This is a genomic window from Streptomyces sp. URMC 126 (genome assembly GCF_051386555.1).
Taxonomy (GTDB): domain Bacteria; phylum Actinomycetota; class Actinomycetes; order Streptomycetales; family Streptomycetaceae; genus Streptomyces.
In genome coordinates this window covers 1-12,929 of the sequence record NZ_JBPQTX010000065.1, presented here as the reverse complement: position 1 = coordinate 12,929, position 12,929 = coordinate 1, and the positions used below count along the sequence as shown (strand labels likewise).

Here is a 12,929-nt window from a genome sequence, read left to right as displayed (position 1 = left end):
GCTGGCGTACTGCACCTCCCTGGGGCCAGAGGAGGGATATCTCGTTTTAAGCGAAGGGCAACGAACCACATGCCGCGCACTTGGTTCGCCGTTCCGGGACCGCACTGCACCAGCACGCTTTCGATCTCGGCCTGCCACCATCGGTACTCACTCCTCAGTGAGATGACAGCTCTGGCCGCGCGCATGGTTCGACCGCGACCGTGATGTGAGGAGTAGCCCTGTGCTTCGAGGAGCGGGTCCCTGTGTGCATGGTCTGTCTCGTCTTGCTCCGTCTGACCAGTCACACGGATCACCGTGACGCTCATTTGACGCTCCGCGCCACCTGACGGCCTCAGATGGAGCAAGAGAGGATCGCCTGACCTGGGTTTCCCCCTACGCATGTTGTCTGTGACGCGAATTTGGTGACCCACCACGTGGAGTGCGTGGCGATCCTCAAGCGCGTGGCGCAGGGCGCCTGACCGTGCGCCCATGGGGGGGACAACGGCTGCTGCCACCCAAGGGAACGCGTGGCTGCTCAGGTCGCCGCTGCCGCGCGGCACCGGGTAGAGCGCGTGAGCCGATGACAGGCGGGGTCTGAACGGTTCTCGTTCGGGTCGTCCCCCGGCCCGCCGCCGTGCCCGGAGCGTGGTAGGCCGGGGCGGCGTACGCTTCGCAGGGTGGGGGGCGGCGTCCCCGGGGGTGCCGGTTCGTCGGGTTTCGCGTGCGGAAGGGGCATCCCGTGGATCAGCCGGTGTCGGAACCCGCCTCGGGGGAGCCCGGACAGCAAGCGCTGTTCGAGTGGCCGGACGAGCCACCGGCGGGGGCGGTGCGCGGGGCGTTCCGGGACAGTGCGCGGGCGCGTCGGCTGCTGGACGTGCGGGAGGTCTACGCGGAGCCGGCCGCCCTCGCGTCTCCGCGGGGGCGGCAGATCATGGCCCGACTGCCGGGGGTGCGGGTGACCGAGGTGCCCAGTCACTGGCGTATCCCGGCCCTTCACGGTAACGACGGCAACATCGGCCGGTGGGTCCGGATCAAGACCGACACGCTCGTCCTGGGGGTCCGGCAGACGCTCACCACGCGTCCCAACGGCAGATCGGCCGACTGGATCGCCCCGGGGGCCTCCAACGGGTGCGCGATGGCCTGCGCCTACTGCTACGTCCCCCGCCGCAAGGGCTACGCCAACCCCATCACGCTGTACACCAACATCGAGGCGATCGTGGCCCACGTCCGGCGCCACGTCCGGGCCCAGGGGCCCAAGACGACGCCCAACCAGTGCGATCCGCGAGCCTGGGTCTACGACATCGGCGAGAACGGTGACTGCTCTGTCGACGCCCTGATCTGCGACAACACCGCGGATCTCGTCGCCGCGTTCCGGAGCATGCCGACGGCGAAGGCGTCCTTCGCGACCAAGTTCGTCAACCCCGACCTGCTCGCACTCGACCCCCGAGGGCGTACCCGGGTGCGCTTCTCCCTCATGCCGGCCGACGACGCGCGGCTGCTGGACATCCGCACCAGCCCGGTCGGCGAGCGGATCGCCGCGGCCGCCGACTTCCTCGACGCCGGCTACGAGGTCCACTTCAACCTCTCGCCCGTCGTCCTGCGCCCCGGGTGGCAGCAAGGGTGGGCCGAGCTGTTCGACCACCTCGACGACGTCCTGCCCGCCCGGGTGAAGCGCCAGGCGGCGGCCGAGGTCATCATGCTGACCCACAACCGGGCGCTCCACGAGGTCAACCTGGGCTGGCACCCTCGCGCCGAGGAGATGCTGTGGCGGCCGGACGTCCAGGAGGCCAAACGGTCGCGGAACGGCGCCCTCAACGTGCGGTACGCCCTGGAGGTCAAGCAGCAGTCGCTGACACGGTTCCGGGAGCTGCTGGCAGCCCACGCGCCCTGGCTTCGCGTCCGGTACGCCTTCTGAAGGGGAGCACGGCTGTTCAACTGCGATCGGGACGGCGTGGGGGGATGTGATTACGATCGGGCGCAGGCGTTGGGCAGGCGGGTGAGTAGTGAGGGCTCGAGATGGCTGCTGATCGAGTGATCCGGTTCGACGGGACGCGCGGGTGCGGCCGCACCGCGCCGGAGCGCGGTGGGGAACACCGGGCAGGCGTCTTCCGCCCCTGACGCGGAGAGGCGCGGAGAGACGCGGGGAGACGCGGGGAGTCCGTCGGCCGTGCGGAGTCCACCCGTGAGGTGACCTGGCCGCTGCCGGCCTCCGCACGGCAACCGACGCGGCGGTGTGCGCCACGCGGGACGGACGGGCCCGCACAGGCACCCGGGCCGGGTGCGTCCCCAAGGGGTCGGTCCTTCCCGGCGGTTCGGTCAACCGTCTTCTGTCCGCTGCGGTTCAGGCCCCCGGTTCCGTCGATTTCCTGAATGCCTCGGCTACCGATCCGCCGGTTTTTCCGGCCCGCCCGGGAGGGCGGTGTCAACAGGCCGCACGGCGGCTTGTCCATCACTTCGCGCACGGTCCGCGACGCGGCCGTCGGCGCGGAACGCACGGCAGCATCCCGCTGTGAGCGTCCTGGCGAGTGCTGCGGGTCCAGAGCAGGTGCAGGCACGGCAGAGTGAGGATGATCATGGACGACAACGGCGCCCCCAACGTGTTCCTCAGCGGCGGCTCCCGCCTGGCGATAGCCGACGAGGAGCGGCTGCGGTACGTGTCCGACCCCGGCGTGACCACGGTCAAAGTGCTGAGCGGCAATCGCTACCAGCACTTCGAGGCCAGCCCCGAGACGACCCTCGTCGACGACCGCGAACTGCGGGTCTTCGTGTGGACCCGGTGCACGTACGTGGCGGAGTGACGCCGCGCGAACGCTGAACCGCGGCACGCCTGCCCGACCTCGTTCCGGCCGAGGTCGGGCACCCGCGTGTGAGCACCTCCGCCGTTCCTGGAAAATGTCGGCGCCGCACCGATCCGTCGACCGACGGATCCACCGATGAGAAGGGAAGTCATGACTACCGAGACGCTGGAGTTCCAGGCCGAGGCGCGGCAGCTGCTGGAGTTGATGGTCCACTCGATCTACTCGAACAAGGACGTCTTCCTGCGCGAACTCATCTCCAACGCCTCTGATGCCCTGGACAAGCGGCGCCTGGCCGGGCTGAAGGACGACGGCCTCGCGACGGACGACCTGCACATCGAGATCGAGGCCGACCGCGAGGCCCGCACGCTGACCGTGCGGGACAACGGCATCGGCATGACGCGCGACGAGGTCGTGGGGCTGATCGGCACCATCGCCAGGTCCGGCACGGCCGAGACGCTGCGCCGGCTCAAGGAGAACAAGGAATCGGCCGAGCTGATCGGCCGGTTCGGGGTCGGTTTCTACTCCGTGTTCATGGTCGCCGACAAGGTCACCCTGCTCACTCGCAAGGCCGGTGAGCCGACGGGGGTGCGCTGGGAGTCGAACGGCGACGGCACGTACACGATCGAGACCGTCGAGGACGCGCCCGAGGGCACGTCGGTGTGTGTGAGCCTGCGGCCCGCCGACGAGGAGGACGCGCTCTACGACTACACCGACGAAGCGAAGATCCGCGAGATCGTCAAGCGGTACTCGGACTTCATCTCCTTCCCCGTCCGCATGGGGGAGAACACCCTCAACTCGATGAAGGCGCTCTGGGCCCGCCCGCGCTCCGAGGTGAGCGACGAGGAGTACCGGGAGTTCTACCGCCACATCACCCATGACTGGACGGATCCGCTCGACATCATCCAGATGCGGGCCGAGGGCACCTTCGAGTACGAGGCCCTGCTGTTCCTGCCGGCGCGGGCCCCGCACGACCTCTACCAGCGGGACGCCCGCCACGGCCTCCAGCTGTACGTCAAGCGCGTGTTCATCCTGGACGACAGCCGCGAGCTCCTGCCCGATCACCTCCGCTTCGTCAAGGGCGTCGTGGACGCCGCCGACCTGTCGCTGAACATCTCCCGCGAGATCCTCCAGCAGGACCGGCACATCCAGATGATCCGCCGCCGCCTGGCGAAGAAGGTCCTGGCGGCCATCAAGGACCTGATGACCAAGGACCCCGAGAAGTACCGCACCTTCTGGCGCGAGTTCGGCCCCGCCGTCAAGGAGGGCCTCCTCGACGGGACGGAGGACCACAAGGCGATTCTCGACATCGCCTCCTTCGCCTCCACCGCCGGTGAGGAGCCCACCGGACTGGCCGACTACCTCGCCCGGATGCCGGAGGGCCAGGACAAGATCTACTTCATGACCGGCGGCAGCCGCGCGCAGATCGAGAACTCCCCGCACATGGAGGCCTTCCGGGCCAAGGGGTACGAGGTCCTGCTGCTCACCGACCCGGTGGACGAGATCTGGGTCGAGGCGGTCCGCGACTACGCGGGCAAGGAGTTCCAGTCCATCGCCCGCGGCGCGGTGGACCTGCCCTCCGAGGAGGAGCCGTCCGAGGAGCGGACCGGGGCGTACGCGGCAGTGCTGAGCTGGCTCAACGAGACGCTGGACGACGTCAAGGAGGTCCGCCTGACGACCCGGCTCACCAGCTCGCCGGCGTGCCTGGTCGGTGAGGCCGACGGCCTCACGCCGGCCCTGGAGAGGATGTACAAGGCGATGGGCCAGGAGCTCCCGCCGGTCAAGCGCATCCTTGAGCTCAACCCGGAGCACCCGCTGGTCGACGCGATCAAGACCGCTCACGACCAGCGGCCCGACGACCCGGGGCTGACCGAGGCGGCCGAGCTGCTGTACGGCACCGCCCTGCTCGCCGAAGGCGGCGAACTGGCCGACCCGGCGCGCTTCGCCGCACTGCTGGCCGACCGCCTCGCCAAGACGGTCTGACCCGGCGCCCGTCGACGACGACTGCCGCGAGCACGGAGGTGCTCGCGGCAGACGTCAGCCGTATGCGGACGCGTCGCGGACGCGCCGTCGTCAGCCGGCGGAGTACGCGCCCTCGGACCGGAAGTGCTCCTTCAGGACCTCCATGACCTCCGCGCTCCGGTCACCGATGAAGAAGTGCCCGCCGGTGAACACCCGGAGGTCGAAGGAGCCGGTCGTGTGCCGCTCCCAGGCCTTGGCCTCGTCCAGCGTCGTCTTGGGATCGCTGTCACCGGTCAGCACGGTGATCGGGCAGCGCACGGTGACGCCGGGTTCGCAGCGGTAGGTCTCGGCCGCCTTGTAGTCGGCCCGGAGCGCGGGGAGCGCGGCCCGCATCATCTCCTCGTCGCCGAGCAGGGCCGACGCCGTACCGCTCAGCCGCCGCACCTCGGCCATGATCGTCGCGTCGCTGCGGTGCGCGGTCTCGTCACGGACCGTCGACGGCGCGCGCCGCCCGGAGGCGAACAGCCGCACCGGGCTGTGCCCGTCCGCCTCCAGCCGGCGCGCCACCTCGAAGGCGAGCGTCGCTCCCAGGCTGTGCCCGAGGATGGTCAGGGGCAGCTCGGGCTGGCGCCGGATGACCCCGTGCAGGCGGTCGGCGAGTATCGCCAGGTCGTCGATGGGCTGTTCCGCGCGCCGGTCCTGCCGTCCGGGGTACTGGATGGCCAGGACGTCCACATCGGGGGCGCCGGGGACGCCGGAGCGCAGTGCCGCGGCCACCGGGAGGAAGTAGGAGGCCGACCCGCCCGCGTGCGGAAGGCACACCAGCCGCGCGGCGGGGTTTCTGGCGGGATGAAAACGGCGACACCACAGTTCATCCCCGGGTGAGGGCTGGGACATGGCACTCCAGACAGTCGTCTAACCGGACCATTGAGCGGGACCCGAACCTAGCGAAATGCGGATACGGCGGCAAGGACACGATCTCCGGTGCTGCTCCGCGTTTACCCGGGGAGGACCGCCGGGCAGCGTGGTGTCATTCTGCCCGGCCCGGCCGGCACTCCTTGTCCGACTGCCCGGAGCCGGCAGTTGAACGGGGACCCGGAGGTGGTTCCGGTGATAGATATCTTTAGGAGGGCATGTGGCCACCCGCATGGTCCCCTAGGGCCCGGTTACGGTTCCGAATTCGTGGCGACATTGAGAGGTGACGTACGTGGGGCACAAATTCTCGCTGGTTCTCAGTCGGCAGATCACCGATGAGGAGACAGTAATTCTGCAAGAAGCCGGTTTCGCCGAAGCGGCCTTCGCGACCGATTCACTTCCGACCAACGCCGATGTCACCGTCACGAAGGCGGACTTCGACGACACGGTCTCGCCGTCCCTGGCCGAGGCGATCGAGGCGGCGCTGGCGGCGGTGCAGAAGGTCCCTGACCTCACGGTGCCCGGCCTCAGCGTTCCGGCCGTACCGCGGGAGACCCCGGACGGCGACGCGAACGTGCTGGTCGGCGAGGTGGTCGAGGGCTCCTCCGGCGCCGGCGAGACGCCCGCGAACGACGAGGCGCCCGAGGAGGACGGGAAGAAGGCGCCGAAGAAGAAGCGGAGCGCCAAGTAAGCGGGCGCAGCGTTGGAGGAGGCCGCCGCCAGGCGTGATCCAGCGCGGTGCGCGCCCGTGTGGCCTGCGACTCCCTGGGGGCCGGCCGCTCGGGTCGCCGCGCGCGCACGGTGCGGCTCCGGCCGCCGGGGTGGCTGTCCACGTCACCCCGGGAGGCCGGAGCCCTGCCTTTCGCCGGTGAATCGGAGGCCGGCCGGACCGGTGGGGGAGCCGTACGTTCAACCCGCGGTGGCGCGTCAGTTGAACGGTCCCGCGATCCGGTTGAACACCACGGTCAGCCAATGTTCGCTTTGTGTACTGGTGTCATACACGGAACGCTGAGGTATAAAAGAACGGCGGCATCGGAGGCACCCGTTCCGCTGGACGCGACGCGGGGGTGGGGACATACGGACTACACCTGGCCCAAGTGGGCTTTGCGTGCAGCAGTGGACATCTCGGTTCGGCGCTGTCCAAGGGTGCGCAGCAGGCTGTCAAAGAACTGGTAAAACCGACAATGCTTCTTCCGCCGCATAGGGCCGGCTGTTACTCTTGGGACAGATTCCAGGATGTGGATATCGCAATCCGGTTGATAGAGCACGGGAGTTTCGTGGAGGCTTATCAGGGTTCCCTGATGCTTTCCTGGCGTGCGACGAGAGTCGAGAGTAGCTCCTGACTTCTCCTGACTGCTGATAACTTGTCGTAGTTGCCATGGGGGTTCAGTATGGGCCGTATCGTCGACAATATCCTTTCGGCTGGAACGGCCGACTGTCGGAGAAATAGGCCGGGAATCGTCTCGGTTCCCATCGGGCAGGTCTTACCCGGTGACTCGCCCAGACTGGAGGGCGAGGACAAAGTCCACGTATTGCGGCTCGCGGCGCTGGAAGGCCCGCTGCCGCCCATACTGGTCGACCGCCGCACCATGCGCGTGATCGACGGGATCCACCGCCTGATGGCAGCCTCCGTCAAGGGGCTGGAAGCCATCGACGTCGAGTTCTTCGACGGCAGCAGCGAGGACGCCTTTCTCAAAGCGGTCGAGGCGAACGTCGAGCACGGCCTGCCGCTGACGCAGGCCGATCGCACCGCGGCGGCCCTGCGGATCCTCAAGTCGCATCCCAGCATGTCGGACCGGGCCATAGCGAAGTCCACCGGACTCGGCGCGCGGGCGGTCGCGGAGCTGCGGCGCACCTCCGACTCCGTGCCCAAGTCCGACTTCCGCATAGGACGCGACGGCAAGGTCCGCCCGCTGAACGGCGCTCAGGGCCGGCTGCGGGTGGCGGAGTTCATCAGGGAGAACCCCGAAGCGTCCCTGCGCCAGGTGGCCCGGACGGCCGGGGTGTCACCCGCGACGGCGCTCGACGTGCGCCGACGGCTGGAACGCGGCGAAGACCCCGTCCCGAGCCAGGGAAGCCCCGCCGGCACCGACCCGAACACCTCCAGACATCCCCTCCCCGAACAGACCCCGGCCGTTCTCGAAGCCCCGTGCACGGCCACGCTCGAAAAGCTCATGCGCGATCCCTCCCTGCGCCAGAGCGAGCTGGGGCGACAACTGCTGCGCATGTTCCGAGAGAACGTGCTGGGCGCGAAGGACATGACGGACATCGTCGCCTCGGTGCCCTCGCACTGCATCGAACTGCTCGTCCAGCTCTCTCGCCACAACTCCCAGATCTGGGAGGACTTCGCGCAGGAGCTGAACCGGCGGGCGCGCGTGGTGAACCCCGAGTAGGCCGCCCGGACCGGGCGAGGGCGACGCCAAGGGCGCGCGTGCGGGCGCGGGGCCGGCCCGCGATGACGAAGTCCCGGTTGCGGGGGACGTGGCAGCGTCCCCCGCAACCGGGACCGTCGCTTTTCGGCCGCACCCGGCACACTGACGAGTGCCGCCCCGCTCGACGCGCTCGACGAGCGCACGGCCGGCCGCGCGACCGGCTCCCGGACGACATCGTGGCCGGCTCCTGGACGACGTCGTGGCCGGCCGTCCGGTGCCGGACCCGTGGCCGCTGGGGCGTGCCCGGGCCGGTGGCCGCCGTGACGTGGCAGGCACGGGGCGCCGCGACCGGACGGCGCGGCGCCCGGCGCCCTCACGCGCCGGCGGCCACGACACACTCGACGACGCTCAGATCCGCCGGGGCAGGCATGATCGACACGATGTCGAGACCCGCCTCCGCCGTCTCCCGGCGCAGGTCGGCCTCGCTGCGCTCACGGGTGTTCGTCTCGCCGACCACCATCTTGATCACGGAGCGGAACGCGGCCCCGGAGTCGTGCTCGACCAAGGGGTCCACGACCAGCAACCGCGGCTTGCGGTCCGGGCCGGCGCCGGCGCTCATCGCCTTGCGGATGTTGCCGAGGATCCGGACGCAGCTCTCCGAACTCCAGTCGTGCAGCACGTTCTTGATGATGTAAAGGTCACCGCCTGCCGGAACCTCCCGGAGGATGTCCGAGGGGCGGTAGCGCAGCCGCCGGACGAGGTCCTCGTCGCCCGACGCGCGCAGCTCCGCCTCCGCCCGCGTACAGGTGTCCTCGCGGTCCACGCAGATGCCGCGGAGATGGGGGTGCGCCGACAGGATGGCCTTGAGGAGCGCCCCGTTGCCCCCGCCGACGTCCACCACCGTGCGCACGCCCTCGAACGAGATGTGCCGCGCCGCCAGGACGCCGATGGGCCGGGACCAGTCCTGCATCGCGAGGTCGAAGATCCGCGCGGTCTCGGGGTCCTTGTCCAGGTACTCGTACAGCGAGACGCCGAACGCGTGCGGCATGACCGAGGTGCCGGTCCGCACCGCCTGCGTGAGCCCGCCACTGGCCGCCTGGGTGTACAGGCCGCAGAGCAGTGAGGCCAGGTGCCGGATCGACTCGGGGTGATCACTCCTGAGCTGCTCGGAGAGCGGCGAGTTGGTGTACCGGCCCTCCTCGTCCCGTGCGAAGACGCCCAGCGCCGTCACGGCCTTCATCAGGGCTTCCAGGGCGTCGGGATCGGCGTCGACCTTCTTGGCCAGCTCGCCCCCCGTCGCCGGCCCGTCCGCGAGAGCGTCCGCGACACCGAGACGGGCCGCGGCGCCGATCGTCGCGGAGGTGAAGCCGCCCATGACAAGACCCAACAACGAGGTTTCCATCGCCCTTTTTTCTCCCTTGGCCGGATGGCGTGATTCGGATGACAGATTCGTTTCTCAGCCGTCGCCCGCACCCGTTCCGAGATGTCCTGCCCGCGATGGGGCGGGCGGCAAGGGACGGTAAGGTGTGGCTTGGGCGCAACACGCTAGACGAGGCGCGAAGTCGGCGTCGTCGTTCAACCTCCCGAAGCGTTCGAGCGGCGAGCCGGGATCCGTTCAAACGCCAGGGGGCGTTCAGTTGAACGTTTTCGGTATGCGCGGGTAGCGGTGACATAGACCGTCCGCCCCTCCCCGTAATCCACCGCGTGTGATGCCTCCGATGAACGGCCGGCCACGGACTCCGTCTTACGCACCCCGATATCCGCGTGAAATGCGGGAGTTGGCCGGATTCGCCTTGCGGTTCCCCCGGTGGAAGTCGAGACTGGGTCCATGACCGATGAGAACCCGTCGAGCGGCGACAGCGCCGAGGACGTGCCCCCAGGAGACATGAAGGCCTCGCACGCGGACCGCGACCAGGTCGTGGAGATCCTTCGCGACGCCGCGGGTGACGGCATGCTGACCCTTGAGGAACTCGAGGAGCGGGTGGAGGCCGCGATGGCCGCGCGCACCCTCGCCGACCTGGCCGCGCTCACCCGCGACCTGCCGGTTTCCCCCGCCCCCAGCGACCCGGGCACGCGGTCCGCGGAGACGGTGGAGATCAACCAGCGGTTCGGCACGCTGCACCGCTCCGGCTCCTGGCAGGTGCCGCCCCGGCTGGCGATCCGGATGCACGGAGGGGACGTCAAGCTCGACTTCACCGAGGCGGTGATCAGCCACGACACCCTCGACCTCGACGTCTACGTCAGCGTCGGCGGAAACCTCATCCTGGTGGTCAAGCCCGGCATCGAGGTGGCGACCGACGGCCTCGAAGTGCGCGTCGGCGAGGTGAAGAACCGTACGACCGGCTCCGACGCCGAGGTCCCCGTGACGTTCCGGGTGAACGTGACCGGCCGGATCCGGGGCGGAGACGTGGTGATCAGGTACCCGCGGCGGACCCTCGGGCAGTGGATGCGCGGCGAGACCGCGATCTGAACACCCGCACGGCGTAAGTGACGCGGTGGCCCGCTCGACAGAGCCGGCCACCGCGTCGTCGTCCGCGGCCGAACGTTCCCCGGTCCGAATACGCGGGCGCTGCACACCCCGCTCCATAGCGGCGGGTGGCGTACACACCGATCCCTGTACGCGCGCCGCGCACACGAACGGCATAGGGGCGCCGGCCGCACCGGGCCGCGGATTCCCGGGCCGCCGCGCGGGTTCCGGGCGTTCAACCCTTATGCGTGGTTCGACTGTTCAACTGCTACGTTGCGTGCGTTCTGCGGCCGCGGATACGTTCCAGTTGCCGGTGAGCCGGACCCCAAGGTCCGGATAAGAAACTTCTTCGCTCGACCGGCGTCTTCCTCGAACTATTGAGAATGTGACTGGCGGCAAGCGCGAGGTGGCAGGTTGCAGGGATAGGTTGTCGCCGGCTCTCGGGTCAGGAGACGAACAGTGGCGACGAGGTTCCCCTGTCACAGGCCGCGGGCGCCGCTTCCATCCCTGTCGCAGTAAAACGCGCCGAATCTCCGTGGTGATTACGGGCGTTCATCCTCCGCTGTGCCCGAGTGGCATTCCGCGAAAAGTCCCGCGGTAACCCCGCAGCGCGGCAGATGTGCATATCCTCGGCAAGCAGGGATGGCGGAAGTAAATGGCCAACGAAGACAAGCTCCGCGATTACCTCAAGCTCGTGACGGCCAATCTGCGCCAGGTCCGCCGTCGACTGGCTGAGGTCGAGGAACGGAGCCAGGAGCCGATCGCGATCGTCGGCATGGGCTGCCGGTTCCCCGGCGGGGCCGAGGGCCCCGAGGAGCTGTGGCGCCTGCTGGCCGAGGGCACCGACGCGATCGGCGCGTTCCCGCAGGACCGGGGCTGGGACCTCGAAAACCTCTACGACCCGGACCCGGACCACCCCGGAACGTCGTACGCGCGCCACGGCGGTTTCGTCTACGACGTCGCCGAATTCGACGCGGGATTCTTCGGGATCAGCCCGCGCGAGGCCCTCATGATGGACCCCCAGCAGCGACTGCTGCTGGAGGTGGCCTGGGAGGCACTCGAAAAGGCGGGCCTCGACGCCGCATCCCTGCGCGGCAGCCGGACCGGTGTGTTCACCGGCTCCTACAGCTCGGGCTACGGCATGGGTCCCCTGCCGGAGGCCGCGGGATCCGAGGGCCACCTCGTCACCGGCATCGCGACCAGCGTCCTGTCCGGACGCCTGGCGTTCACCTTCGGCCTGGAGGGCCCGGCGGTGACGGTGGACACGGCGTGCTCGTCGTCGCTGGTGGCCCTCCACATGGCCGTCCAGTCGCTGCGCTCCGAGGAGTGCTCGCTGGCGCTGGTCGGCGGCGTCACCGTCGTCGCCACCCCCGGCGTGTTCGTGGGGTTCTCCCGGCAGCGGGGCATGTCGGTGGACGGGCGGTGCAGGTCCTTCAGCGCGGCGGCGGACGGCTCCGGCTGGGGCGAGGGCGCCGGCGTCCTCGTGGTGGAACGGCTGTCGGACGCGCGCCGCAACGGGCACCAGGTGCTCGCGGTCGTACGCGGCTCCGCGGTGAACCAGGACGGCGCGTCGAACGGTCTGACCGCCCCCAACGGCCCGTCGCAGCAGCGGGTGATCCGCGCGGCGCTGGCCAGCGCCCGGGTGTCGCCCGCCGAGGTGGACGTGGTGGAAGCCCACGGTTCCGCGACCACCCTCGGCGACCCGATCGAGGCCGAGGCACTGCTCGCCACGTACGGCCAGGAGCGCGCCGGCCGGCCGCCGCTGTGGCTGGGCTCGGTGAAATCCAACATCGGTCACACGCAGGCGGCGGCCGGCATCGCGGGCGTCATCAAGATGGTGCTCGCCCTGCGGCACGAACAGCTGCCGCGGACACTGCACGTCGAGGAGCCGACTCCGCACGTCGACTGGGCGGCGGGAGACGTGAAGCTGCTGTCCGAGCCCGTACCGTGGCCCGCCGGCGAGCGGGTGCGCCGTGCCGGTGTGTCCTCGTTCGGGATGAGCGGCACCAACGTCCACGTCATCCTGGAGGAAGCTTCCGGCGGGGCGGACGAGTCGGGGCCTGCGGAAGGAGACCCCGACGGTGCCGGTGAGCTCGTAGCCGCGACCGCTCCGGCGGTGGTCGAGGCCGGTGGCGTCAGTGTGTGGCCGGTGTCGGGCCGTACGTCGGCGGGTCTGACGGCGCAGGCGGAGCGGTTGCGTGAGTGGGTTAAGGCGCGGCCGGAGTTGGCGCCGGTGGATGTGGCGTGGTCGCTGGCGGCGACGCGGTCGGCGTTCGAGCAGCGGGCGGTCGTCGTCGGTGGCGACCGGGCGGAGTTGCTGGCGGGGCTGGAGGGTCTGGCTTCGGGTGCTCCGGGTGGGTCGGTTGTCGCGGGTGTGGCCCGGTCCGGTGGGCGGACGGTGTTTGTGTTCGCGGGGCAGGGGTCGCAGTGGGTGGGCAT

The 12,929-nt window shown here is 69.7% G+C and carries 9 protein-coding genes; 7 read left to right on the top strand and 2 right to left on the bottom strand.

Annotated features, from left to right (window positions below):
- The first annotated feature begins 718 nt into the window (after positions 1-718).
- From ACSNOK_RS10965 to htpG, 3 genes are all read left to right on the top strand, one after another.
- Positions 719-1,894 (top strand): spore photoproduct lyase family protein, encoded by a 1,176-nt coding sequence (locus ACSNOK_RS10965; protein WP_436780425.1) that lies wholly within the window; start codon positions 719-721, stop codon positions 1,892-1,894.
- Between the two features lie 658 nt (positions 1,895-2,552).
- Positions 2,553-2,777 (top strand): DUF5988 family protein, encoded by a 225-nt coding sequence (locus tag ACSNOK_RS10960; protein WP_436780424.1) that lies wholly within the window; start codon positions 2,553-2,555, stop codon positions 2,775-2,777.
- A 150-nt stretch (positions 2,778-2,927) separates the two neighbouring features.
- Positions 2,928-4,757 (top strand): molecular chaperone HtpG, encoded by a 1,830-nt coding sequence (gene htpG / locus ACSNOK_RS10955; RefSeq protein WP_436780423.1) that lies wholly within the window; start codon positions 2,928-2,930, stop codon positions 4,755-4,757.
- 90 nt (positions 4,758-4,847) lie between these two features.
- Here htpG and ACSNOK_RS10950 read toward each other — a convergent pair whose 3' ends face one another.
- On the bottom strand, positions 4,848-5,633 hold the full coding sequence (locus tag ACSNOK_RS10950) for a thioesterase II family protein (protein WP_436780422.1): 786 nt from the start codon (positions 5,631-5,633) through the stop codon (positions 4,848-4,850).
- 310 nt (positions 5,634-5,943) lie between these two features.
- Here ACSNOK_RS10950 and ACSNOK_RS10945 point away from each other — a divergent pair, with 310 nt between their 5' ends.
- Entirely contained in the window at positions 5,944-6,342 is a 399-nt protein-coding gene (locus ACSNOK_RS10945) for a hypothetical protein (RefSeq protein WP_436780421.1), read from the top strand.
- A gap of 841 nt (positions 6,343-7,183) precedes the next feature.
- On the top strand, positions 7,184-8,044 hold the full coding sequence (locus ACSNOK_RS10940) for a transcriptional regulator (RefSeq protein ID WP_436780420.1): 861 nt from the start codon (positions 7,184-7,186) through the stop codon (positions 8,042-8,044).
- Between the two features lie 352 nt (positions 8,045-8,396).
- Here ACSNOK_RS10940 and ACSNOK_RS10935 read toward each other — a convergent pair whose 3' ends face one another.
- Positions 8,397-9,425 (bottom strand): methyltransferase, encoded by a 1,029-nt coding sequence (locus tag ACSNOK_RS10935; protein WP_436780419.1) that lies wholly within the window; start codon positions 9,423-9,425, stop codon positions 8,397-8,399.
- 426 nt (positions 9,426-9,851) lie between these two features.
- On the opposite strand from ACSNOK_RS10935, the gene ACSNOK_RS10930 reads away from it, so the two are divergent.
- Both ACSNOK_RS10930 and ACSNOK_RS10925 read left to right on the top strand, forming a co-directional pair.
- Complete coding sequence (locus ACSNOK_RS10930) at positions 9,852-10,493, top strand: DUF1707 SHOCT-like domain-containing protein (RefSeq protein ID WP_436780418.1); 642 nt, start codon at positions 9,852-9,854, stop codon at positions 10,491-10,493.
- A gap of 652 nt (positions 10,494-11,145) precedes the next feature.
- Positions 11,146-12,929: type I polyketide synthase (locus ACSNOK_RS10925; protein ID WP_436780417.1), on the top strand; the 1,784-nt coding region annotated here is incomplete at its 3' end.